The organism is Candidatus Zixiibacteriota bacterium (assembly GCA_019038695.1).
Classification (GTDB): domain Bacteria; phylum Zixibacteria; class MSB-5A5; order GN15; family FEB-12; genus B120-G9.
In genome coordinates this window covers 46,109-71,804 of record JAHOYZ010000001.1, presented here as the reverse complement: position 1 = coordinate 71,804, position 25,696 = coordinate 46,109, and the positions used below count along the sequence as shown (strand labels likewise).

Genomic DNA, 25,696 nt, shown 5'->3' with positions numbered 1-25,696 from the left:
TTGACAAACTATAAGGGCAACCATAAGCTTTCCAGCGAAGACAGTCAAACGGTTTTTCTTTGGCAGGTGTTAAACACGTGCGTCTCTTGATCGTCAATATGATGCAGCGTCGATAGATCGGGAAATGAAAAATAGTATCCCGGAGCTGGTAGATAGATTCGCCCAGGGCGATCAAGTGGCTTTTGCTGAGCTACTCAAGCGCTTTCGACGGAAGATCTACACAATGGCGTATCAGGTATTGGGAAATCATCTCGATGCCGACGAAGTAGTACAAGAGACGTTTGTGCGTATTTACAAGCGTCGTAAGGAGTTAGCGAATGTAAAATACTTCTCGACGTTCTTGCTGCGGATCGCGATGAATTACTCGATTGATCTGCTCCGCAAGCGTAAAGGCCACAGCCATATGGGTGACGATAGCTACTCACTTCCAGGTGAGGTGCAGCTTCATCTGTCAAAAAGAGTGGCGACGCCGAGTGAAGATTATGCGAACAAGGCGCTAATGGAGGAAATCCGAGGGGCGCTTGATACACTGCCGCCAAAGCAGAAACTGACCGCCGTTTTGCACGACATCGAAGGTTACAGTAAGGCAGAGATTGCCGAAGTGTTTGGTTGCCCCGAGGCAACGGTTCGGTCTAACCTCCATATCGCCCGACGGAAAATGCGAAAAATATTGAGAAGGCGACTTGGGAAAGAGGAGTAAAATGACTTGTCGAGACATTCTCTCGCAACTGGACCGGCTTATCGACGATGAACTTTCACCGGACCAGGCTGCAACTATGCACAGACATTTTAATGAGTGTACTGCATGCCGCGAGGAATATGAACTTGCTCAGCGAATGGTGATGGCATTGGAAACGATGACCACACCTGTCCCCAATAGTGATTACTGGTCGGAGGTGAACGGTCTGGTACTGGCCAGAACTGTCGATGGGGAGATCGCTGCTGACTCCAAGTACCCATTTGCGAATCAAAAGGGATTGCAGAGAAAGGCGCTGGTCCGATCAATTCTGTCAGTTGCGGCGTCGATGGTGATCCTGTTTTCGGCTCTGCTGATCGGATCGCAGCATCAGACACAAATGTCTACGGTCAATACGGCCACTAGTCCGGTGCTGGCTACGGCCGACGTACGAGAGTTGTTGGCCTCTGACAATACAGCTATTTTCAGCAGAGAACATCAAATCCGGTTGGCTCAGGGCATGTTGCTGGTTGGGCTTCCCGGATCGCTTGGACGCTTCGCTGGACTGCCGGAGTTGTTCAATACAGTTGAGTAAAGAAGAATCTTGAACCGCCTATATTGAGGAAGAACATGTTAAGGAGACTCACCGCCTATTTACCGCTTGTGCTTTGGGTTGCCATTCTGGTCGCTGGTTGTAGCCAGGGAGAAAAACAGGTCATGTTGCGCTACAAGCAGGAAGCAGGGATGGTCCTGAATTACGAACAGGAGTTCAAGCGCAGTGTCAAGGTTATCGAAGCTGATTCGATTATCAAAGAACATAGCTCCGAATACTATGCTACTATTTCCCAGGAGATTACCGAACTGTTTGACGATGGGTCGGCGGCATTGACGGAGAAGGATATCTGGTTTTACGATGCGCCTTCAAAGGAAGATTCGACAGTGATGGAGAAGCGTGAGTTCAGCCGTGAATTGAGGTTGAAGGTACGACCGGACGGCAAGGTACTTGATATTGAATTCCCCGATGAAGAGAGCAAGAGCACGATTGCTTACATCAAAAACATATATGAACAAGGGATGCCGGTCTTTCCCTCTGGAGAAATTTCTCCCGGCTACCACTGGACGCAGACAACCAAGGTTTTGTTGCCGGATGGTGTCATGGAGGCTTCGACAACTTATCGCTTCAAATCTCTGGCGCGTGAAGGTGGTTATGATTGTGCGGTGATTGAGTGTAGCGGCAACCTCGTAATTCCCATTCAGGCGGACCCAAGCGACTCGTTGGACCGTACTGGCGTGGACCATATACAGACCACGGGCAAAGTGTACTTCGCATACAAAGAAGGGCTGGTGGTTTTGCAGAGGGAGCGCTGGGTTGTAGATGGTGACCGAACCAAAATAATCGAGGGTAAGGAGGTTGACTACAGCGTAGCTATCGAAGTGGATACTGAGTTCAAGCTCGTTCAGAGAACGCTAGCGCCGTAGGTGATTGTCTTGAGAAAGATATTGTCATATGCGCTGATTGTCGTCGGTATCCTGACCGGGCAAGTTCTCGCGCAACCGCTGTTTTACAAGCCCTCTCTGGAGCGCCAGAATATCCTGTTGAACTATGCCAGTTTTGCAGGGCAGGACCAGAGCCAGATTCGGCTTGAGGTGTACTACCAGGTATACAACGAAATCTTGCCTTTCCGCATGACGGGAGGGATTTATCGGGCTGATTACGAGATCACGATCAAAGTTATTGGGAAGGACGGGCTGACAGTAGCTTCACACCGTGAAGAACGGTCGGTGCAGGTGGTTGACTACAGCCGAACCCGATCCCGCACGGATTATCGTATCGGCCAAACTAACTTCGAGCTCCCCACAGGCAAGCATCGTCTGAGTTTCGTATTGTCCGACAAACACAGTAGCCTCACTTTCAGACGGGAGCTCAAACTAAATCTCAAGTCCCTCCAGACATCAAAACCGAAATTGTCTGATATAGAGTTGGTTCATGCTACTGTGGCTGTCGATTCGGCTAGCGGTGATTCGTCCGTAAGTGATTTTTTCAAGGCGGGTATGGAGGTAGTGCCGTCGCTGACTGGATTATTCGGGGGAGAGGATGATAGTCGTCTGCTGTTCTATATGGAGATCAACAAGGGAACTGATTGCTGTGATGAGGTCACGGTTGTGACATCCTTGCGGCATAATCGCCACGGTTTGCAGTATCGAGATTCTGTCCGCACGGTCCTTGACCAACCGATAGTTCGTCAGTTACGAGAAGTATCCCTTACTGATTTTCGGGTGGGCGAGTATGAAATGAATGTCCAGTTACGTGGCCGACGCTGGAAGAAACTAGACGAGAAGAAAGTAACGTTTGAAGTTCCGTGGAACCAATTGACCTTGTTGAAGCATGATTACGACGAGGCTGTGGACCAGCTTGAATTCATTGCTAATCCGGGGGAAACCAAGCGACTCAGGTCTATTGTTTCGTATGAGGAGAGGTTACTGGCTTTTAATGAATTTTGGGCTTCGCGGGATCCGAATCCTTCGACGGCCATCAATGAACTCAAAGTACGTTTCTACCATAGGATAAACGTCGCCGATCAACGATTCTCGCTGATGGGGCGGAAGGGATGGCGTACGGATCGTGGTAGAATCCTTGTCGAATATGGCGAGCCTGATCAAATTGATGATTACCCGTTTGCAATGGATCGCTACCCGTATCAGAGTTGGCACTACTTCGAACAGGGGCCATACCGCAAGTTTACATTTGTTGACGAACACGATAATGGAGACTATCGTCTTATCTATCCTTATGACGGTCTTGACCAACGCCCTGGCTATTAATATGGAGAGAACTTTGACTACAATCCTGAAGCAAATAACAATGGTACTGGCTTGCACTGTCGGGTTGATTAGTACCGCCGTCATTGCTCAGCCAGATTTGGACACCGGGCTGACGGTCTATGCCGGGGCAACCACTTTTCCCGATCCCTCTTTCGACAGCCTAACGTTGGTTGAATTTCCCTTTTCATTGAGCCGGAGCGAATTCGAATTCTATCGACCGGATGGAACTGACTCGAGTTTGTACACTCGCATTTTTGCCCAGGTGGTTCTACTGAATACCTTTGGCGAACGGGTTGACTCGTCCACTACATATTTCTCAGTCCGCGCCTCGACGAGAGCGGAGACTATGCAGAAGGGGATCAGACTCTTTAACAAATTGCTTCTGATGGTGGCACCCGGTGTCTATTCGGCAAGAGTGGAAGTGGTTGACGTAGTGTCCAAACGAACCGGCAATGCCTTTGTAGATAAAATTGTCGTAGTGCCTCCAGAAAAGGTACACTTGTCATTGAGCGACCCTGTTCTGGCCTATAACATTACGCCTGAACCGGAGGATTCGACGGTACCGCGATCGCGGCTGGCTCGGAACGGGTTTGTTATCATACCCAATCCAGTATCGGTGTTTAGCACCACTGATACCATGATTTATGTGTATGCGGAATTGTACAATCTTGAGGTTGGCGAGGACGATGGCAAAGAGATACGACTTGATTTCGACATCATTCGCGATGAAATGGTATTTCGTTCTCTGGGATCACGTAACATTGTCAAACCGGGAGAGACAGCGGCCTTTGCGGAAACTTTCGATATCAAGAGTTGGTCTACCGGTCCATATGGATTGCGACTTATTGCCACCGATTCTCACACCAACCTAGCCGACACGAGTAGTACACTGTTTCGCATTATCTCACCCCAGGAACTCGCTGTCGCAATCGAAGAGTATCGATCCGAAGACCATTTTAAGGGGATGACATTGCAAGAGAGATGCAATCTAGTTCACTTTGTATTGACTGACCCGGAGCGGGAAACTCTGAATAGGCTTACCGACCTGGGCAAGAAGTCGTTCCTGGATCAATTTTGGAAGGAGCATCCAAGCGTGAACAACCCACGTACCGATATTTCGCATACTCAGGAAGATCTGGTAATGTACTATCGTTATGCGAATGACCATTTTTCTTCTAATGAGAAGAAAAATGACGGTTGGCGTTCAGATCGCGGAAGGGTAATGCTGACTTACGGACCGTGGGAGGAAATCGAGTCGCGAGATGTTCCAGTCAAACGCTGGCCTTATGAGATTTGGTGGTATCACTCGCAGCGTGAAGGATATGTTTTCGTTTTCACGAATCAATATGAGACCTATCGACTAGTCCACTCGAACGTCGATGGTGAGGTTTTCAACCAGGAGTGGGACGAATTGCTGCGATCCGACATCATGCATACCGAACCGGACTGGGTTCCAGTGATAGACGAGCCATAGTCACGTTTCGCTATACTTCGGAAGTTTTCGGATCTTCCAAGGATGAATAAGAAAAAGGCCGCCCGTAGTGGGCGGCCTTTTTCTTATCAATATTCAATGATAGCTCACTTGCCACGGTCGAGTTTGCGAATCTTAGACTGTTGTCCGACCGTATTACGCAGGGTACGCTTGACGGGAACCGTGAAGCGTGTCTTTCTCTGGTCGTTTAACTCAAGGGTGAATGATTTCTCAAATGAGCTGTTGCGACCGTCATCGGTGAGCTTGAGTTCGGCTTTGACGGTTTTCCCGGGGTCAATCGTCTCGGGCAGATCCACGTCAAACATCGCGGCACTGTATGAAATCATAGTGAGGTCTACCACCTCTTCCGAAACATTCTTAATCGTGAATGCGATTTCATCAATAACCTTGTCACTGAGTTGCGAAAGGTCCAGCTTGTATGGCTGCATTCGAATCGGGTAAGTCGAATCGGGACGTGGAGTAACATTAACAGTTATGGTTACCCTTTTGTCAGGCGGACCTTCATTGGTCTGAATCTTGGGCCGCTTGGTCATTTTTGACTTGTAGGTCTTGGTATGAAAAATAATTTCTAATTTTGAGCTGTCACCGACAGCTATCACCGTCTTTTCCAACGGCGCTTTGGTGCATCCTCAGCCAGGGACCACTTTGAGAATTTTAAGTTCGTCGTCTCCGGTTGACATCAGCCAAAAATCATGAGAGATCTTTGAGTGCTGCGGAACGAATCCAAAATTGAAATCGGATTCGAGGATCGTCAATCTGGGCGCACTCCAAGTTGAGCAAGCCAGAAGCATTAAGGCTACCAAGAAGAACATTAACAACTTAGACTGTTTCATAATCCGTTCAATCATCCTCCAATATGTCTTCAAGAACTACTCTGTTCAATATATCTATTTTCGCCCGATTTGAAAGTAATTTAATGATAGAATTTCCTTCTGATCGGGATAGTGAAGTTAGTTTTGCGTAAATTATCGACCGATATTGTCATCGAGGTTTGGAATTCCTGATCGACGTATTCAGGATTAAGTCTAATATAACCGGTTGCTGTGGACATAGCCGGGACAATTGACGGTAAGATTACCACACATTGATCGAAATCGCCTGAGATGTTTCGCAAACTCAGATCACGGTCGGTATGATTGGTCATCACGAATCCAATGCTGTCAATGCTCTTTTGGGTTGTGGATGCCAACTCGAAACGGAACGGAGAAACCGATATGGGGCGAAGTGAGTCGGGTTGCTGGACTACTTGCCCCTTCATAGATATTCGCAGTGGCTTGGTACGACCGTTGTAAAAGATTCGGATTGATCGGGAGAGGGAGCTTCTGTACTTGCTGATGTCCCACTCAATCTCCATTTCAAGACTGTCACCGGGAGCCATCCGATCACTCTCCATCCTGGTAATAGCACAGGAGCAACCTGTCTTGATTTCGTCAATGCTGACGGTATCGTCACCGATTGATTTTAACCAGAAAGAATGGGTCAGCATACAGTTCTTGGGCAACGAACCGAAGTTGTGCGATTTCATGGGGACTTCAAGCACAGCCTCAGCGTGTACGCCATTACCGGCAATTAGTATCAATAATGTCACTACGAACGCGTTTCTCATAATCTATCCTTATATGGTAACCAAGATTGAATGGTTCCAAACAGGGCCAATAATACAAAACCGATCGGCCAGCGTCAAGTCCCTCAAGAAACATCTTCGACATCAAATATCTTGCCCGGATTCAGAATCGAGTGCGGGTCGAACTGCAGTTTTATTCTTCTCATTAGTTCTACGGCCGCACCATGTTCGGTCTCAAACAAGTCTTTGTGCCCAAGACCAATTCCATGCTCACCGGAAATTGTGCCCTCGAACTCCAGAGTTTTGCGAATGATTTGGTCATTCACTTCACAGGCGCGTGTCCATTCTTCTTTATTGTCACGACGGGCCAGAATTAGTGCATGTAACAGCCCAAGACCCACGTGCCCAAAAGTGTGCATTGTGATGTCATTCTCACGCGCGATCTTGTGGCAGAAAGCAACTATCTCAGGGAGATGGGAAATCGGGAAAGCTACATCGTTGCGCAAAATAGTATAGCCCGGTCGGGCGTGTTTGATGGCTTCAGTAGTCCAGTGGCGGATTTCCCAGGGGCTTTGATTGTCGCCAAGGGTCAGGCGTGAACCACCATGTTCAGTGCAGAGTTCTTCCGCCAATTCAGCGTTGGAATGAAGTACTTCTTTGGGACCATGGAACTCCAGAAAGAGAGAGGGGGCTTCCTTCAAGCCATACTGTTTGAGTTGATTCAGGGCACGAATGACGGCTCGATCAAGGAACTCGATAGCAGCCAGGTCAAGGCCATAGCGACGCATCTCAGAGACGGCTCGAGAGGCTTCGATCTCGGTCTCGAAGACAAAGGCTGTTTGATGCCGCCCCTCTGGCAGACCGGCCAGCCTGATCGTCACCGATGTAATTACCCCCAGAGTGCCTTCGGAGCCGGTCATGAGATCGACCAGGTTATAACCGCTGGAACGTTTGATAGCGCGGTTGCCAAGTTTGACAATCTGCCCGGTGCCAGTCACTATCTCCAACTCCAGTACATACTCACGGGTACCGCCATACTTGACCGAATAGATACCGCTGGCATTGGTGGAGACCATGCCGCCTACAGTAGCAATATCCCCGGACCCGCCCGGAGAAGGAGGGAAGAAAAGTCCGTCGTTCTTTAAGTACTTATTCAGGTCATCGTAGATAATACCCGGTTGTACACGCACTTGCAAATCATCTGGCCAGTAATCGATAATGTCGGTCATACGGCTGACATCAAGGACTATACCTCCACTACTGGGGATAGTCGAGCCTTCAAGGGCACTTCCGGCACCGCGTGTTGTAACCGGCGTGTCTGTTTCAAAACAGAGTTTGACAATTGCTGTGATCTCGTCAGTGGAGAGCGCCCACACAACCGCCAGGGGTGTAACACCCGGAAGGGTTGATTCATCTTCGGCGGCAACCGCCAACTGGTCGGCCTGGACCGAGAATTGATCGTCCGGGACCAGCAAAGCGAGTTTATTTAGAAATGTGTCCGTATTGTGCATATAATACTTATCGACTGTTTCTCAGTGCCTGATAGAACACATCCCAGACCGGACAGAGGATGGGGTCTTGTTTGAATTTATCTCGATCGTCCGAATCCAGATGACGTTCATCGATGATAGTGAAATATACATACTCGCTGAACCAATCATCATACATATACCAGTAACCGTCGTCGCCCCGATCAGTGCCCCAGCTATTTTCTACCAGCCATTTGATTGGCTGTCCATCCGAAGTCGTATCAACGCCGATAATGACCATAGCGTGGCCAGGATAGCTGTCGCGATACAGGATACGATCCCGTTTGGAGATCGAGAAATCCATATCGAAAGTGCTGGCGTAGTCATATACGTCGGTGGCCATAATCCCGTCTTTTTTGTAATTAGCCTTGCCCACATCACACGCGAACCAGACCGCTTGACTGTCGAGCAATGATTTCAGAACATACGTTTTCTGTTTTTCGATAGACAGGTTAAGCGTGGTGAGGTCGGCTTTCTCGATCATATTGCGGCTGGATTCGATCTGGTAAATATGGTCGTATTCTTTGCCGGGGTTATCCATAAGCGTGACATACTCAGGCAAAGCGTCGGCCAGGAATTCATCGTAGAATGAACGCGGCGTGAACTCGACTGGTGCGGAGACAGTGGAGTCTTTGTCTTCGTAACGAAAAGTGAAACTGGTCGGGGGTTGGCCATAGGTGCAGACCAACATTGCGTAGATGTCACCAAGCATTTCTTCCTTGCGGAGACGTAGATCTTTTTCGCTCTGGCCGTTTTCGTGCATCGTGCGAAGTTCGGATGCGAAAGTGCGAAGTTTACGATTAGCCAGTTTATTGATAATGCCGGTCGAGACTGACTGTTTGGTTTCCGGCATAGCTGAGATTGGTGCCACGCCGTATTTTTCAACTAGATCAGTAACATAATGCCACCAGCCGCCGTCGCCGAACGGATTACGAAGAATAACGCATAACTCCCGGTCGTCAAAAGGGCGATCCCGTAGCGTGATCATTTGTTCGAGAAATAGATTGGCTTTTTCCATCTTGTCCCAGAATGTCAGGTACGGCTGGGAGAGCTCAAATGAATTGAGTTTGAGACGGGTCATCATGTCGGGGTGGAAAACATTCAGACCGGCGAACAGCCAGCAACGGCCGGAGCCTCTCTGGTTGGTGATGCCGCTCTTTTTAAGACGATGACTGAAGTGGTCGTCGTGGGACACTACTCGTTCCCGGTTGAGGGAGAGGTCCTGGATATTGTTATTTGTGATAGCGTTGATGACACCAACATCGGGACCGTTCTTATCGAACTGGTTTTCGAGTCGTGACATAAGGTCTTCGTCGAGGGTGCCTTTGTCGGCGGCAATTGATAGAGCCGCAAGAAACAACAGCGAGAAAATGACGGTTAGCAAGAAACGCATAGTTACAACTCCCTTCGTGGTTTTGACGAAGTGGACACATTTCAATTGAGAGCTAATTTAACACATTTGGACGGAAAGGGAATGATTTTGTTGCGGGGGAAGGTCGGGGTCAGGCTCAGTGAAGATGGCTTTGTTTGGGAATATTCTTTTTAGTGTGGAAAAGCCTTTGATCTAAACCGAAAATCTCATCATGAATGATTGGCCACCCAGTGATCAAATCAAAGAACGAACGATGAAACTATGAAAACAATACTACAAAAGGCAATTGCCAGAGTACAAACTATGGCTTAGATTTCAACTCTGTTTGTCTAGATAGTCTGAAGATGTACAATTGCGAAAGGAGTAGCACCGTGACAAGAGTTTTTTGTTATCTGCCCCTATTCATATTGGGAGTGGCTCTGGCTGTCTTTGCGAAATCGCCGAAAGTCAGCCCGGTAATGGATCAGGCCTGCAATGAACAACTACAGATCATGTTTAATGAAGATCAGGCCAGCCGGCGTGGAGAGGATGTTGAGAGGACCGACGAAGAGAGACGGAAACTCGTAATGGCCGCCCTGGCTGCCAACGAGGTGGTCACTCCGCGCGACAAACTACACGCAGGTTATGTGCTTCAGCATACAGGCCTCGCATTTTGCAATGATGAATTTGTTAGTCTGAGCGTAGAAAACTATCTCTTGGCACACGAACTCTTCAAGCAAGCTTTCGATGCCGGTCTGGACGGTGCCGGCTGGCTGGTCGCTGCCTCCATTGATCGATATCTGAGTTTTACGGAAGGAATACAGAAATACGGTACGAATAGGGTTGTGAACCAGGATACCGGTGATGAGGAATTAATACCGATTGATCGAGATGTTCCCGATTCTGAGCGAGCAAAATATGGTGTGCCACCTTTGGCAGAATTGCTGGCAAAGTACCCGGAACAGAAACGGTGATGTGCCCGTAAGGGTAGCGCGCTGACCAAATAGATATAGAGTTGTCATCCCTCGCCTGAAGGGTGGCAGTTGTCTTATATGACCATTCTGTGTCCACTCAGGGTGACTCATGTTTGTTGGCAGGAGCACAGGGCTCCTGCCCTACAAGAAGAATCACTACAAGAAGAATCACTTTTGGAAAACAGGGATGCCTGCCTTTTTCCTTGACTCAGAGACTTAAACCCTTACATTAATTATCAACCTGACAAGATAACTGCCATAATGGCAGTAGTGTCAATTGCGGACGTAAGTTGTTATGGCGTTTGAGAATCTGAGCGAACGAGAAAAACGAGTCCTTGCCAATCTGATTAACTATTATATCAGTTCGGCTGATCCGGTTGGTTCGCGGATTATTGCCAACAAATTCGAGATGGGTGTATCCTCGGCAACGATCCGAAATACGCTTCAGGACCTTGAGGAACTGGGTTTGATTTCGCAGCCTCATACGTCTGCGGGAAGGGTTCCCACCGATCTTGGGTACCGCTTTTATGTTGATTATCTTGTCCAGCCGGAGCAGTTGACTGAGGCCGAGAAGGAACATATCAAGCAGACGATTCTTCTTAAGGGTCGTGGCATCAATGCGATCCTGGGTCAGACATCGCGGATTCTCAGTGAAATTACAAATCAGCTCGGAGTATCAATCGCGCCCCGTTTCGATGAGGGTGTTCTCAAACGAGTCGAGTTGATTCCTATTTCCGACGAGCGGATCATGGCGGTGATTGTGGTCCGGTCGGGTCTGGCGCGGAGTGTCATTATTGAAGTAGAGACGTCAATCCCCGAATCGACGTTGCGCGAGGTGGAGGCAGTTCTCAATGAACGACTGGCTGGCCTTACGCTGGGTGTTATTCGCGATACGATTTCCCAGCGGCTAGTGGATGCTGCGGCAGGGGGAAGGCTTATTAAATTGATCGTAGATTCCAAAGATCATATCTGGACCGAGGATCGACCGGGTGATGTTCGTGTATCAGGTGCTGACAATTTGCTCCTCCAGCCGGAGTTTGCGGATATTGACCGGATATCGCAACTTATCAAGTTAGTCGAAGATGGCAGTGTTCTTCGCGAGTTCCTGCTAAAGGCAGGTGAAGAGGGGCTGATAATAACGATCGGGCAGGAAAATCAGTTCTCGGAGATACTGGGCTGCTCGTTGGTAACATCATCGTATCGGGTAGGCAAGATCGCCGGAACGATCGGCATTGTAGGTCCGACCCGGATGCCGTACAATAAACTGGCGTCGGTGGTTGACTATACCGCCAGGACGATTACAGAAGTTCTGGCCGGAATGGATTCGAGAGAGGAAGACTGAGTCATGGCGGATAAGAAAGACGCGGTTACGAACGAAGAAGCTGTGTCAAACGACGAGAATAATGATCAGGTAGTGGAAGAAGAGAGCGAGAACGCGGAGTCTTCTCCCGAACAGGAACCCGAAGAAGAACTGACCGAGGAAGAAAAGCTCTCTCGGCGGGTGGCTGAACTTGAAGACAAGCTATTGCGGGCGGCTGCAGAGTTTGAGAATTTCAAGAAGCGCATGGCTCGCAACTATGAGAATATGACCCGTATGGCTTCCGAGCGTATCTTGTTGGATCTGCTGGAAGTTGCTGACAGTTTTGAACGAGCGCTTGAGCATATGGACAAGAAAACTGACTTGAAGGCATTTCGCGAGGGTACCGAACTCATATTTGGTCAGATGACCACTTTGCTGGACAAATATGAAGTGACTCCGATTGTAGCTCTGGGAGAAAAGTTCGATCCCAATCTGCACGAAGCGATGATGCAGGTTCCTTCTGAGGATTATGAGGAGGGGTTGGTGGCAATCGAGATGAGTAAGGGATACCGCCTTGGACAGCATGTTCTTCGTCATGCCAAGGTAGGTGTGAGTATGGGCGTGGTGGATGAAAAGAAGAAAGATGAAAAGTGATAGTTCTTCCGACCGGCTGGGCGGATGATGATGTCTGAAAACAAATAGGCTAAGACTGATACAGGAGAGTCCAAACGATGGGCAAGATTATTGGCATTGATCTGGGCACGACGAATTCGTGCGTGGCGGTTCTTGAGGGTCAGGAACCGATCATTATTCCCAATCAGGAAGGGGCACGTACGACGCCCTCGATAGTTGCTTTCACCAAAGATGGCGAGCGCCTGGTAGGTGCCGCAGCCAAACGTCAGGCAGTGACCAACCCGGAGAACACGATTTTTTCAATCAAGCGTTTTATGGGTCGTATGCTCTCTGAGGTTTCGTCTGAAGAGAAGATCGTCCCTTATAAGGTTGTCGCTAACGACAAGGGAGCGGTCGAGGTCGAGAGCCAGGGCAAGACGCATAACCCGCCTGAAATCTCGGCGATGATACTGGGTTATCTAAAACAGGCGGCAGAGAACTATCTTGGCGGCGAGGTTAAACAGGCTGTTATAACGGTCCCTGCCTATTTCAATGACGCTCAACGTCAGGCTACCAAGGATGCCGGCCGTATTGCCGGTTTGGAAGTTCTGAGGATTATCAACGAGCCAACGGCTGCCTCACTTTCGTATGGCTTACAACGTGAAATTAAGCAGAAAGTGGCCGTTTTCGATCTTGGCGGCGGCACTTTTGATATTTCAATCCTGAGTATCGCCGATGGCGTGTTCGAGGTTGAGGCGACCAACGGCGACACGCATCTGGGTGGTGACGACTTCGATCAGGCGATCATTGACTGGATGGCTGACGAGTTCAAAAAGACCCAGGGCATTGACCTCCGTAATGACCGAATGGCTCTCCAGCGGCTCAAGGAAGCGGCTGAGAAGGCCAAGGTGGAGCTTTCGTCCACAATGCAGACCAATATCAACCTGCCGTTTGTGACCGCCGATCAATCTGGTCCTAAGCATCTGGACTTGACGCTCAGTCGAGCGAAGTTCGAACAACTTACCGACGCGCTTGTACAGCGCACTATGGACCCATGTCGGGCCGCTCTGGCGGATGCCAAAATGACGACCGGCGAAATCGATGAAGTGGTTCTGGTTGGTGGCATGACAAGAATGCCACGAATAATTGAAGTCGTAAAGGAAGTGTTTGGCAAGGAGCCTCACAAGGGGGTTAACCCGGATGAGGTCGTTGCTGCCGGGGCCGCAATTCAGGCCGGCATCATGGGTGGTGAGATGGACGACAAGGATATCGTTCTTCTCGACGTGACACCTTTGTCTCTGGGGATCGAAACTCTCGGCGGTGTTTTGACGAGACTCATCGAGCGCAACAGCACCATTCCGACTCACAAGTCGCAGATATTCTCGACTGCTGCTGACAACCAGCCGGCGGTGTCAATTCATGTTCTTCAGGGTGAACGCCAGATGGCTGTGGACAACCGCACTCTTGGTCGGTTCGATCTGGTTGGAATCCCGGCAGCGCCACGGGGGATGCCTCAGATTGAAGTAACGTTTGATATTGACGCCAACGGTATTGTCAATGTCAGCGCCAAAGACAAGGCGACCGGTACAGAGCAATCGATCAAGATTGAAGTGTCGTCCAGTCTCTCGGATCAGGAGATTGAACGCATGGTTCAGGATGCCGAGAAGAATGCGGAAGAGGACAGCAAGAAGGCGGATTTGATTAAGGCTCGCAATGAGGCGGACCAACTCGTCTATCAAACTGAGAAAACCCTCAAGGAGCATGGTGACAAGGTATCCAAGGAAGAGAAGACCAATATTGAAGAAGCTGTCCAGGCGTTGAAGGACTCTCTTGCCAGTGAATCAGTTGAAGTCATCAACACTGCCAAAGAAGCTCTCACGACTGCGTCACACAAGTTGGCCGAGGAGATGTACAAGCAGGCGCAGGCCGAGCAACAGGCCGCTGCCGGCGAACAACCGGGTGCCGAACCTGAGCCATCAGGCGAAGAAACTCCCGGCGAGGAACCCAAACCCGAAGGTGCCGTCGATGCTGAGTTTGAGGTTGTCGACGACGACAAGAAATAGCTGATCAATGACACAACGCGACTACTATGAAGTCCTCGGACTTGACCGAGGCGCAGCTGAGGATGAGATCAAGGCGGCTTATCGTAAGCTGGCCATGAAGAATCATCCTGACCGCAATCCGGGAGATGCTTCCGCTGAGGAGCGATTCAAAGAAGCTACAGAGGCCTACGAAGTTCTCAAGGATGACCAGAAGCGGCAGCAATATGACCAGTTTGGTCATGCCGGCCTTGGTCAGGGGGGAGGTTTTGGTGGATTCGAGGGTGGCTTTGATATTGGTGACGCTCTGCGCGCTTTTATGAACAACTTCGGTGGGGCCGGAGGTGGAGCCGGGGGATCAATCTTCGACGATTTGTTCGGTATGGGTGGCGGTGGACGACGGCAACGCAACCGTGGTGAAGATCTTCGGGTGCGTATCGAGTTGACGTTGGAGGAGATTGCAACCGGTATTGAGAAATCTCTGCGCGTGAAACGTCTTGTCAAGTGTGATGACTGTGGTGGCAGTGGAGTGGCGACCGGATCGAGCAAAAAGACCTGCCCTCAGTGTAAAGGGGCTGGTCGCGTACGTACACTTTCCCGAACGATCCTGGGAACGGTCCAACAGGTTACAGCCTGCAACATGTGTCGCGGAGTTGGTGAGGTAATCTCTGACCCCTGTCGCACCTGTGGTGGCGAAGGTCGTGTGCGCGGTACCAGTATGATCAAGATCAAGATTCCGCCGGGTGTGTCCAGCGGCAATTACATGACTGTAGACAGCATGGGTAACGTTGCTCCCGGCAACGGTGAACCGGGAGATGTTATAGCCGTGTTCGAAGAAAGTGAACATGAGTTCTTTACCCGTCGCGGTGGCAACATCGTTTGCGAGTTACCCATTTCTTTCACCACGGCCGCTCTGGGCGGAGTCGTTTCGGTTCCCTCTTTGTGGGGTGATGTGCAATTGCGGATACCGGCCGGTACTCAACCGGGCAAAGTACTCAAGATGCGTGGTAAGGGTATCCCACATCTGCATCGTAACGGCAGCGGTGATCAGTTGGTACAGATCACAGTGTGGGTGCCGACCAAGTTGCGGACAGAGGACAAGAACATGCTTGAGAAGCTGTCCTCCTCGGAGTCGTTTACGGCTCCAACCGGCGGTAAGTCGTTCTTTTCCAAATTGAGGGAGACGTTGGGAGTTTGAATCAGTTCTTACAGCAGCAGCCTATTGATTGAGACAAGCCCCGACCACTATGGTTTTGCCTAAGCCCCACGACAAAGATGAGAGCAGGCTGACCGAACTACGAGTAGAATTGCCACCATGCCATGTAGATGCCGTGTGCGATTTTATTATATCCGAAGAAATATCTAATGGGCTTGTCCTTGAGGACGAGGAAGACTGCGATGTCACGACGGTGATATTCTATGTTAACCCCGACGAGACTGACCAGCAACGAGCACAGTTGGCATCCTATGTTAATGGTCTGGTTGGGGATAATATGCCCATCGCCCCGGAGATCACGAGCCGGACGATTGTCCACCGGATGTGGGAAGAAGAATACCGAAAGTCGGTGTTGCCGGTGATCGTTGCCGATGACATCACAATTGTTCCGCCCTGGATTACCGATGTACCCCAAACGCGCTATCAGATTATAATTGAACCCAGGATGGCTTTTGGTTCTGGTACGCATGAGACGACCCGATCCTGTATGATCGTTCTGCGGAAATACTTCAAACCGGACGCACGGTTTCTCGATATGGGATGTGGCTCCGGGATTCTCTCCATTCTGGCTGACAAGATGGGGGCGTCGTATATTAAAGCGATTGATTACGATGTGGTGGCGATAGAGAATTGCCGTGAGAATGTTATCGCCAACAGGATTACTGCTCCCAATAACATCCTGTTTGGATCCATCGAAAAATGTCGAGGCGACGAGCCATATGATTTCGTCTGTGCCAACATCATCAAAGTGACTGTTCTCGAAATGCTCGATGATCTGGTCTCACTGACGTCTTCACCAGGAATGCTCGTCTTGTCAGGCCTGTTGGAGCAGGATGTCAATGAAGTATCCTCTGCTCTGAAGGCACACGATTTTTCCGAAGTCGATATCTATCCGGACAACGAGTGGCGAACCATTATCGTACAGAAGGAGTGCTAATTTGTTGCCACCGCTTTTCTATGCGCCGCCCCAGAATCGAACCGGGGACATCATTGAGTTATCGGCCGCAGAAGGCAGGCACGCCCAGTCGGTTTTGCGCCTCAGTAAGGGAACACCGGTGATCGTCGTGGATGGAATTGGTACTGCTTTTCGAGGTGAACTAACTGGTGGTCCACGTTCGAAAAAGGTCACGGTTGGCATCCATTCTGAAACGCGACATTATGGGGAGCCGTCGATCCATCTTACTCTGGCGGTTGGACTTTCTGTCGGGAGTAAGTTTGACGAGATTATTGATAAGGGAACACAGTTGGGAGTCAGACGCTTTGTGCCTTTGGTCACCAACAAGACAAAGATGAGATTTGATGATCCCAAGCGTCTTGCGTCGCGCCTGAAGCGTTGGGAGAAAGTTGCCCTGGCGGCGCTAAAGCAATGTCGCCGGTCATATCTACCCAATATCTCGACGCCTACATCGGTGGTGGATTTCCTCCCACAGGTCGAGCCGGGAAGCCTGAGCTTGATTTTTCATCCCGACCCGAGCGTGTCATCTTTCGATAATTTGAGTATAAACTCTGACTATCAGCGGGCGTACCTGCTCGTTGGTCCTGAGTCCGGATTTTCAGACGATGAATACCAGTTTGCGATACGTGCCGGATTCACCCCCACCAGACTGGGTACGCGTATCCTGCGCACGGAGACTGCCGGACCAGCTGTCTGTGCCCTGGTGATGAATGCTGTGGGTGAGTTGAGATAATCCCGCCTGTTTCCGATACTTAAAGCTATGGAACTACTACTACCGATTTGGATCGGCCTGTTCGGGCTGGTGATAGGATCGTTTCTTAATGTGCTGATCTATCGCCTTCCGCTCGGCAAGAAATTCGTGTCTGGTCGTTCGGCCTGCACCGCCTGTGGTCAACAACTCAAGTGGTACCACAATATCCCCGTTCTGAGCTATCTTTGCCTGCGAGGGAAATGTGCGTTCTGTCAGGAATCAATCTCAATGCGATATCCTATAGTAGAGTTGCTCAATGCAGCGCTCTATTTGTATTTCTTCCGACAAGAGGGGATGTCGTTAGATTTTCTGATATTGGCAGTCCTGGCCTCCGCGTTGGTCGTCATTTTTTTCATTGACCTGGATCACCGGATCATTCCTGATTCCATAACTCTTCCCGGTATGATTGTCGGGCTGGCTGTGTCGATGCGGCCGGACGGAATCGGGATTCTCAGCGCCATCATCGGGTTGGTGGCGGGAGGAGGGTCGCTGTACCTGGTGGCGCTTTTGGGTGATTGGTTGTTCAAGAAAGAGTCGATGGGCGGGGGCGACATCAAAATGGCCGGTATGCTGGGAGCGTTTCTTGGGTGGCAGAAAGTCATCTTTGTGTTTTTCGGATCCGCTGCGATCGGGCTGGTGGTATCGTTGGCGGTAATGTGTTTTTCATCTCGACTGCGCGAAACGCGAATGATTCCGTTTGGTCCGTTTCTGGCTTCGGCGGCGGTGGTGGCTATCATATTTGGCGATCGTATCATCCATTGGTATCTAGTAACGGTCGTTGGTGTTACTCCGTGGTGATGTCGCGACGACATTAACCGCAACGATTTGATGGGGTTGATATGGGCGGCACAATGAAACGGTACGAATCGGAAGTACACCTGGGCTTGCTGGCAATCATTCTCGCCCTGGTGTTCCTGAGTTTCCTATCCAACCTGGTCATCTATCGAACTCGTGAAGCCAAACGCGAATCGCTTACCTCCAGCATGGAATCTGCCGCAGTAGTTATCGGACGCGCCTTACCCAGTATGGCAGAGCCACACCTGAACGCTGAACAGGAAGCGCAACTCAAACGGACCTTTCAACTCAGCAGGATTTGTATCTTCCCTACCAGACCAGCTGACGGGACCAGAGAAGCAAGACTCAAGTGGTTCCGTGTTGTTGCTCAGAAGTTGCCTGTTGCAGATATGCACGACCTGGCTGAGAAGCTCTTCACATCGGAATATCAAAGTTTGACGCGAGGGAGTAATGACCAATATTTCCTTGTCAGCCCTATTCCCGGTAATCGCTACAATTTATTGATCCTGTCCCGGGAGGATGTCGAACTGGCCTATCTTGATGATAGTCAGCGATTGGTGGCTACGATGGGAGTAGTAGTAGTAATTGTCCTGATCGGAATTTACCTGCTATTATCAAAAATCATATTCTCCCCACTTCGCAAACTAAAGCTTGAGGCGAAACATGCGGGTCGGTCGCTTGATGCCGGTGAGGACGACGCCGATGCAGTTGTCGAGGAATATCGCCGGGTTATTCATGAACTCAGGAAACAGGAACAGCAACTTCTGCGTCTGAATGAGATCATCAGGCAGAAGGCAGACTCACTTGAGCAGTTCAACAAGTACCTGCTGCAATCGATACGCTCCGGCATTGTCACGTTTGATCTTGAAGGCAACATTGTAACTGTCAATGATGCGGCCGAGAGTATGCTGGGGGTGACAATCGAAGGTTGTATTGGAAAGGCCTATGGGACGGTAATCCCTGACGGATCGGTGATATCGTCAGCGGTTTCGATGAGTCTGAAAGATCTGACGGCGACTGATTACCAGGAAACGGATATGACCGGCCCGGACGGACGTCATCTTACAGTTGGAGTATCCACATCGGTTATCTGTGGAGGAAACGACCAGCCGCTGGGAGTGTCACTGTTGCTAAATAACCTGAGTGAGGTTACGCAGTTGCGCACTGAACTTGAGGTAAAAGAACGAATGGCCGCGTTGGGAGAGCTGGCTGGAGGTCTGGCTCATCAACTGCGGAATTCGATGGGAGCCATATCAGGCTACCTGACGCTTCTAAAAAAGCGACTTGACCAAAAAGACACCGTTGAGGACAGCGTCGCGGCTCTCATTGCTGAAGCTGCTGAGGCACAGGATCTGCTCGAGTGTTTCCTGCAATATGCCCGTCCATTGCAAATAAACGGTTTCCCTGAGGTGTTGGCTGATCTCGTATTCGATGTAGTTAGTTCGTTTCAAGTGCGTCAGGATTTAACGGCTATCCGGTTCCGCATAGAAGCTGATATGCAGTTGACAGTAATACTTGATGCTCTTCTGTTCAAACAAGTACTGGGGAACCTGATTGAAAACGCTGCGCTGGCGTATGGTCCTGATGGGGGAGAGGTGCTTATTGAGGTCAGCGAAGCGGATGGGAATGTAATCATTGAGGTTTCTGACAACGGCTGTGGCATCCCGATTGAGAACCTGGACAAAATATTCACTCCCTTTTTCTCATCAAGAGCGGCTGGTACAGGCCTGGGGCTGTCGCTGGCTAGCAAGATTGTCGATCTGCACGGGGGAAGACTAACGGTCACATCGGAGGCGAATCAGCGGACGGTGTTTTCTGTCATTCTACCCATGATTCCAACACCAGACCAAGACAATACTAATTCAGGAGTTTCAGCCCAGGTTGTGACCTAACCGCCAGAAGTTTCTTGTCCGATGCACGAGGATAAAAAATGCTTTGGCAATCGAGTGAATGTATTATATTCACGGCTGATTTATTCAGGAGGACCATATGTTTTCACCGTCGGATTTTCGTAAAGGCTTGCGTATTGTCGTTGATGATCAGCCGTACTATGTAGTCAGCTACCAGCACTTCAAGATGGGGCGAGGCAAGGCTAATATTCGCACTAAGCTTAAGCACATTAAGACCGGTGCAGTCGTCGAAAAGGTGTTTGGCTCGAACGATTCTTTCAAAGCCCCCGATGTGGAAGAACGCAAGATGCAGTATCTATACGAGAACAGCGGAGCTTACACTTTTATGGATTCGGAGACGTTCGATCAAATCGAAATCCCCGTGGAGAATCTTGGTGATGCCCGGTGGTTTCTGCTGGAGAACTCCGATTACAAGGTGCTGTTCCTCGATGGTCAGGCGCTCTCGGTGGATCTGCCAGCGTCTGTTATCATGGAAGTTGTCACTACCGAACCGGCCGCTCGGGGTGACACTGTGTCGAATATTACCAAGCCGGCCACAGTTATGACCGGCCTTGAGGTAAAAGTACCGCCCTTCATCAAAGAAGGGGATATGATTAAGATAGATACTCGCACGAGTGAATACATAGAACGAGCCAATTAGAATATGTCCGGGCGGCGAGTAGTCGGTGTTGACGAGTCCGGTAAGGGTGATTTTTTTGGCCCGTTGGTTGTGGCCGCGTTTCTTGCCCCAGATGATGCCTGTCCTATGCTGGTCAAGGCTGGTGTGCGCGACGGAAAAAAGCTCTCTGACAACCGCGTTCTTGATCTCGACGAGTTCCTGAGGAAGGACTTTGCTCATCAATTGGTGGTGATCGACCCCGAGCAATATAACGCCCGCTACAAGAATATTCGAAACCTCAACAAACTATTGGCTCATGGCCACGGCGAGGCCATTTCCGGTGTTCTGGAGCAACAGACGGCTGATCTGATTGTAGTGGACCAGTTTGGCAAAACAGAATTGGTCGAGAGTGTCTTAAGAAAGGCTGGAGTGTCGGTAGAAGTCAACCAGCGCTTTCGCGGTGAAGAAATAGTTCAGGTGGCAGCCGCATCAATCCTCGCGAGGGCGGCCTTTATTAGGGAAATCAAGCGATTATCCGGTGAGTACCATGTTGATATCCCCAAAGGAGCCTCAGCTCAAGTAGATCGAGTTGGTCGAGAATTGGTCCATCTCTATGGCGTTGATGTCCTGACCAAACTCTCCAAGACGCACTTCAAGAACTTTAGTCGAGCCTCAAGTCTTACTTTGTTTTCTAAATAGACGCCGATAACATATGTATGGTAACGACATTATGCGTATTACATAAACTAATACATTATATGTTGTGTTAATGTAGATGTCGTTAAAGTGATGTTTGCCGTTCTCTCATAATTGCCTCCCTTCCTTAATAGCTCTCCGGTTAGTGCCGATAACTCAAGAAATAGAACGGTTTCGGACCTTTAGGAGGTTTCGTGGAAGGTCAGACAGTGAATTTAGGGGCAGGGTTGATCTCTCTCTCCGCTCTTGTAGTGGTGTTGCGGTTCAGACCCATGATATTAGCTTTGAGTGGTGAAGTGTACCGACACATTTCGTCCGGGTTGGTGATAATGGCATTAGTGGCGACAGCCCGATTGGGTAACGACGCAGGGTTCTTTGTTTCTGTACCGTTTTTCTCCGAGCCGTTGTTTTTCAAGCTGACTTCCTGGATTGCTACGATAACCGCTACTGTGCTTCTGGCCAGTGGTATCTCCGGGTGGCTGGAACGTGGTCGCTCTCCACAAGCCCAGTCAGATAAGAAAGATAATCGGTACGATCTATTGAAGCAGATTGAGCAGCTCGTCGCGGGTGAGAGCCGAACCACATTGATACTGGAAAGAGTTCTGGAGCTAATTGTTGGGGGACTGAGGATTTCCAAAGGGGCCATATTTGTCCGTCAACAACGAACCGGAACCATAAGCTTTCTAAGTGCTGCGGGTGGTCTGGAGAAAGATGTCGATCTGTTGAGATCAATCTCAACCTCAGCTAGCAGTACTGACGAGAGTGATGATATTGCTGTGGAAGTTCCGCCTGGAAGTGAATCTCCGCGAGTAGTAATGCCATTGCGTGTCAAGGGTAAGCTGGTAGCCGTGTTCCTGCTGTGGACCGACAAGATTGGTCTCTCAATCGAAGATCAGGATGTAGTAAGACTCGTAATGGACATTCTTGGTCGCTCCATGACCAGCCGGAAGCTCCAACTTGAGGTCGAGTATGGCCGGCAACAGAACAGAGAGACGGAAAATCTCCAGGAAATTATCGACAGTGGTGGTAACTTTGATGACCGAGTGGTTCGAGTTGCCCGATTGCTACGGGGTGTGACAGGGGCAGAATATCTTTCTTTTACGATGGCCTATACGGGACGTGATAGCCGTCGGTACACGGTGGGACGAAACGGGACTCTGCTCAGTGAGAAGGGACTTGATCCAATTTGGCTGGAGGATCTATCTTCGACGATGACGGATGGGACGCATCCTTTCATGGCTACTACTGACATGGAGCAGATGCCGCCTTTTGTGGGTGATATCATGAAGGCCACGGGTGTGAAGGACCTACTCGTAGTTCCGTTGCAGGACACTAATTGCACTAAGGCGGTATTGTTGTTAGGACCGGTGCATGCTCGCGGACGTACCCTTCATACGTTGCGAGCAATGATACCAGTTCTTGCAAGGATGTTGTCCGCCGAGATTGGTCGCTACGAAGAAGAGCAGTTCCGTCGCAGGCACACATTGGTCAATTGTATTTTAAGTGAACTCGCCTCAGAGTCGGAGTCGCAGCAAGTCTACCAGAAAGCTGCCAACGTACTTCTCAGAGAACTGCGGACATCCTCAGTGAGGATATCGACTTTTGAGGAGAACGGGACATTTCTGAGATCGCGGGCGTTGGCACTAACCCATTCCCAGGATGACATGGTTCCGGCCGACGGACATATGATCATGTCTCTGATGCCCTATCATCGTCTGGTGCGTGACCATGGACGACTGATGGTGATCAACCAGGAGAATGCTGAGGGCACAATGTCACAGGCCGAGACGAGGCAGATGTACCGTCCGGATCTGAAATCAGCCTTGTTGGTACCGATCACGCTGGGACAACAGGTATGTGGCGTTATCTCATTGGCTGACCGACGGCGTAGTGATCGCTACCATTACACACCCTGTGATGTGCTTTTCGTTTCCTCGGTAGCTGCTGCGGTGGCTCTTGTTATCCGGTCAGCATTTGATTCAACCCTGACTGAGGCTACGAGACTTCAGTTCGAAACAGTGGGTATGTCGACAGGTAGCTTCCCAAGAGGAAGCATATGTTCGCCTCCTGTCGGTCCGAGCGATCCGGTGGGAAACGTCGACTCAAGAATTGTGGCGCCAGAATCGACGGACACTGAGAAGATCATTGGCTAAGTATCCGATACCCGGTTGATGGAAATCATGAACGTGGTCTGGTACAGGAAATAGACTCATTATGCAGACCTATGTCTCAACCAAGTTAATACAGAAATACTTCCAGGCGAGGGCCGGTAAGAAGTTTGCTGGCATCGTCACTCAGGTCGATACAGCAGCTCAAATGATGGCGCGAATCCTTGGGGCTGATTTCGTAGCTGTTTTCTATTGCGGTCAGGGGGAACTGATACCGGTTTCCTATCAACACGGACATCATCTTTCCATACGCAATCTTGGTGCGCTGGAGTCATATTGGGCTAACAAAAGATCCGACCTGTTGCCTCACGAATCGATCATGATTGACCTTGAGGAGGACGATTCTGCATCTACTCTTCCGCCGGATCAATTCGGTCGGGACAACAGCTTTGCATGCAATTACCAGTTCCGTTACGACTTTGATGGAGATCTTGATCTAATCTGTTCCGCCTATTGGTATGAGTCCCAACCAGCAGTATCGCTGGAGTCTATACACATGCTTGATCTGGCCTGCCAGTCGGCCTCGATTGCCATGAATGCCGCCGACGATCTGGCTCAGGTCGAGAACTACTCGCAAGGGCTATCGCGACTGTTGCCTTTGTTCGAATTACCCCTGAGAACTCTTGCATACGACGAACTTGTCGACCAGGTGCTGCAACGCGTGAATGACATTATCCCAGGCGCGATTGTACTGGCATTACAACGGGACAACGATACCGGTTCTTTCACGCTGAAAGAACATATCAACTGTGACCGTCCCACTGACGAAGATCTCAAGCTGATGCTGGAGCAAGTAGAACCTCTCATTCGACTAGATCTTCAAGAAGATACGCTCAAGTATCGTTGCCAGAATCTTGGTCGTGATAGTGATACCTACTGGAGCCATGCGGTGATGCTTGAGATCAGCCCGGATTCCGATATTCACCTGGTTCTGGTGGTGAAGGCGGCTGGTAATATTGAGCTCAGCGCCAATGATCGTGAGTTGTTGTCTGTTTTGGCTGTCTTTGTACAAACTGTTCTGCGCAACGCTCTCCTGGTAAAACAACTACGGGAAGCCAACCAGCTTTTGGACGAAGCTTCACAACGGTTGGCGAATACCGAGACTGTTGCTGCTCTGGCCGACATGACTTCCGGTTTGGCTCACGACTTTAATAACGTCTTTGGTGGTCTCATCGGGCGCGTGCAATTGATGAAGCGCAAGACTGAAGATGGCGCCAATCTGGAAGGGCTGAACCAACTCGAACACCTGGCTCTTGTTGGAGCCGAGTCGGTTCGACGTCTTCAGGAGTTCAGTACCAGCGTCACGCAACGGAAGTTGTATCCGGTCGAGCTGGGTCAATTGCTCAAGGATTTGATGGCGGTTGGCCGGATTACCTGGCAGGAGATTGCAGCCGGAAAGAAGATACAGGTATGTGCCAGGTGTCTGCTTGATAAGGTCGTGGTTAGTGGTGATCGGGTAGACCTAATGACAGTTATCGACAAGCTGGTTGATAACGCTGTGAAGTTTTCGCCGAACGGCAGTAAGGTGGATATTATTGTAGCTGCCGAGGAAAACCTTATCACCATAACCGTTAGCGATGAAGGTCCGGGTATTCCGGAGCAATTACGGACGAAAATATTCTATCCATTCTTTACGACAACTCTGGAGCGTGGAGCCGGGTTGGGATTGGCGATAGTTCGCGGTATAGTGGGACGTCTCAACGGTAACGTCGCGGTTCATTCTAACGAATCAGGCGGATCGAGTTTTGTAGTGACCCTTGAAGGCATAGAGGAGTCACCCCGGAAAGTGGTGCGGGAAACGACGCTATCCAAGAACAAACCGGAACGTCTGCGAATTCTCGTTGTCGATGATGATAGCGATGTACGTGAAGTACTAATGGACACGTTGGCTATAGATGGGCACAATCCGGTCGGTTGTCCCGACGGATATGTAGCGTTGGAGGAAATTGACAAGCGAGATTTCAACATGATGATCACCGATCTTGGTATGCCCGGCATGTCTGGTCTCGAACTGGCGGGAATAGTACACGAACGATTTCCGGCCATGCCAATTGCCATGATAACCGGTTGGGGGACACAGCTTGATGAGAGTGAATTAGCTCTTAGCGGGATCAGGACGATTATGTCGAAGCCATTCCATCTGAAAGACGTCCGGGCGCTGGTGAGTGATCTGAGTGCCGAGGCTCAAAGCAGCGATCAAATTTTCCCAAGAAACTGATTGCCTTTTTCTTAATTACCAATATATTT

General features: G+C 49.9%; 22 protein-coding genes. 18 read left to right on the top strand and 4 right to left on the bottom strand.

The features are described 5' to 3' along the window. Positions 1-124: 124 nt before the first annotated feature. The 5 genes from KOO62_00310 to KOO62_00290 are packed head-to-tail and all read left to right on the top strand — an operon-like array spanning position 125 to position 4,973. Complete coding sequence (locus KOO62_00310) at positions 125-700, top strand: RNA polymerase sigma factor (GenBank protein ID MBU8932425.1); 576 nt, start codon at positions 125-127, stop codon at positions 698-700. A gap of 1 nt (position 701) precedes the next feature. Beyond that, complete coding sequence (locus KOO62_00305) at positions 702-1,271, top strand: zf-HC2 domain-containing protein (protein ID MBU8932424.1); 570 nt, start codon at positions 702-704, stop codon at positions 1,269-1,271. A gap of 35 nt (positions 1,272-1,306) precedes the next feature. Then, positions 1,307-2,155, top strand: coding sequence for a hypothetical protein (locus KOO62_00300; GenBank protein MBU8932423.1), 849 nt, complete (start codon positions 1,307-1,309; stop codon positions 2,153-2,155). A gap of 9 nt (positions 2,156-2,164) precedes the next feature. Beyond that, positions 2,165-3,499 (top strand): GWxTD domain-containing protein, encoded by a 1,335-nt coding sequence (locus tag KOO62_00295; GenBank protein ID MBU8932422.1) that lies wholly within the window; start codon positions 2,165-2,167, stop codon positions 3,497-3,499. A gap of 13 nt (positions 3,500-3,512) precedes the next feature. Then, positions 3,513-4,973, top strand: coding sequence for a GWxTD domain-containing protein (locus KOO62_00290; protein MBU8932421.1), 1,461 nt, complete (start codon positions 3,513-3,515; stop codon positions 4,971-4,973). 104 nt (positions 4,974-5,077) lie between these two features. On the opposite strand, the gene KOO62_00285 is transcribed toward KOO62_00290, so the two are convergent. The 4 genes from KOO62_00285 to KOO62_00270 form a co-directional block, all read right to left on the bottom strand. Further along, positions 5,078-5,524: a DUF1573 domain-containing protein gene (locus KOO62_00285; protein ID MBU8932420.1), complete on the bottom strand. Its 447-nt coding sequence runs from the start codon at positions 5,522-5,524 to the stop codon at positions 5,078-5,080. A gap of 380 nt (positions 5,525-5,904) precedes the next feature. Further along, entirely contained in the window at positions 5,905-6,597 is a 693-nt protein-coding gene (locus KOO62_00280) for a DUF1573 domain-containing protein (protein MBU8932419.1), read from the bottom strand. Positions 6,598-6,680: 83 nt separating this feature from the next. Further along, on the bottom strand, positions 6,681-8,066 hold the full coding sequence (locus KOO62_00275; GenBank protein MBU8932418.1) for an FAD-binding oxidoreductase: 1,386 nt from the start codon (positions 8,064-8,066) through the stop codon (positions 6,681-6,683). Between the two features lie 7 nt (positions 8,067-8,073). Further along, positions 8,074-9,477, bottom strand: coding sequence for a hypothetical protein (locus tag KOO62_00270; GenBank protein ID MBU8932417.1), 1,404 nt, complete (start codon positions 9,475-9,477; stop codon positions 8,074-8,076). Between the two features lie 350 nt (positions 9,478-9,827). Here KOO62_00270 and KOO62_00265 point away from each other — a divergent pair, with 350 nt between their 5' ends. The 13 genes from KOO62_00265 (at position 9,828) to KOO62_00205 (ending at position 25,667) form a co-directional block, all read left to right on the top strand. Further along, the gene (locus KOO62_00265; GenBank protein MBU8932416.1) at positions 9,828-10,409 is read left to right on the top strand and encodes a hypothetical protein; all 582 of its coding nucleotides are present in this window, start codon (positions 9,828-9,830) and stop codon (positions 10,407-10,409) included. 295 nt (positions 10,410-10,704) lie between these two features. Next, on the top strand, positions 10,705-11,751 hold the full coding sequence (gene hrcA, locus KOO62_00260; GenBank protein MBU8932415.1) for a heat-inducible transcriptional repressor HrcA: 1,047 nt from the start codon (positions 10,705-10,707) through the stop codon (positions 11,749-11,751). 3 nt (positions 11,752-11,754) lie between these two features. After that, entirely contained in the window at positions 11,755-12,363 is a 609-nt protein-coding gene (gene grpE, locus KOO62_00255; GenBank protein MBU8932414.1) for a nucleotide exchange factor GrpE, read from the top strand. A 77-nt stretch (positions 12,364-12,440) separates the two neighbouring features. After that, positions 12,441-14,384: a molecular chaperone DnaK gene (gene dnaK, locus KOO62_00250; protein MBU8932413.1), complete on the top strand. Its 1,944-nt coding sequence runs from the start codon at positions 12,441-12,443 to the stop codon at positions 14,382-14,384. Positions 14,385-14,391: 7 nt separating this feature from the next. Next, complete coding sequence (dnaJ, locus tag KOO62_00245) at positions 14,392-15,558, top strand: molecular chaperone DnaJ (GenBank protein ID MBU8932412.1); 1,167 nt, start codon at positions 14,392-14,394, stop codon at positions 15,556-15,558. Between the two features lie 49 nt (positions 15,559-15,607). Next, entirely contained in the window at positions 15,608-16,513 is a 906-nt protein-coding gene (locus tag KOO62_00240) for a 50S ribosomal protein L11 methyltransferase (GenBank protein MBU8932411.1), read from the top strand. Between the two features lies 1 nt (position 16,514). After that, positions 16,515-17,264 carry a 16S rRNA (uracil(1498)-N(3))-methyltransferase gene (locus KOO62_00235; GenBank protein MBU8932410.1) on the top strand — a complete coding sequence of 250 codons (750 nt, stop codon included), beginning with the start codon at positions 16,515-16,517 and terminating at the stop codon, positions 17,262-17,264. A 27-nt stretch (positions 17,265-17,291) separates the two neighbouring features. Then, complete coding sequence (locus KOO62_00230) at positions 17,292-18,080, top strand: prepilin peptidase (GenBank protein ID MBU8932409.1); 789 nt, start codon at positions 17,292-17,294, stop codon at positions 18,078-18,080. A 53-nt stretch (positions 18,081-18,133) separates the two neighbouring features. Next, a complete protein-coding gene (locus KOO62_00225; protein MBU8932408.1) occupies positions 18,134-19,969 on the top strand; it encodes a PAS domain S-box protein in 1,836 nt (611 codons plus the stop codon). A gap of 97 nt (positions 19,970-20,066) precedes the next feature. Then, positions 20,067-20,627, top strand: coding sequence for an elongation factor P (gene efp, locus KOO62_00220; protein MBU8932407.1), 561 nt, complete (start codon positions 20,067-20,069; stop codon positions 20,625-20,627). Between the two features lie 3 nt (positions 20,628-20,630). After that, positions 20,631-21,284, top strand: a complete 654-nt coding sequence (gene rnhC / locus KOO62_00215) for a ribonuclease HIII (GenBank protein ID MBU8932406.1) — start codon at positions 20,631-20,633, stop codon at positions 21,282-21,284. A 191-nt stretch (positions 21,285-21,475) separates the two neighbouring features. Next, positions 21,476-23,434, top strand: a complete 1,959-nt coding sequence (locus tag KOO62_00210; protein MBU8932405.1) for a GAF domain-containing protein — start codon at positions 21,476-21,478, stop codon at positions 23,432-23,434. Positions 23,435-23,495: 61 nt separating this feature from the next. Continuing rightward, positions 23,496-25,667 carry a response regulator gene (locus KOO62_00205; GenBank protein ID MBU8932404.1) on the top strand — a complete coding sequence of 724 codons (2,172 nt, stop codon included), beginning with the start codon at positions 23,496-23,498 and terminating at the stop codon, positions 25,665-25,667. Positions 25,668-25,696 lie beyond the last annotated feature (29 nt).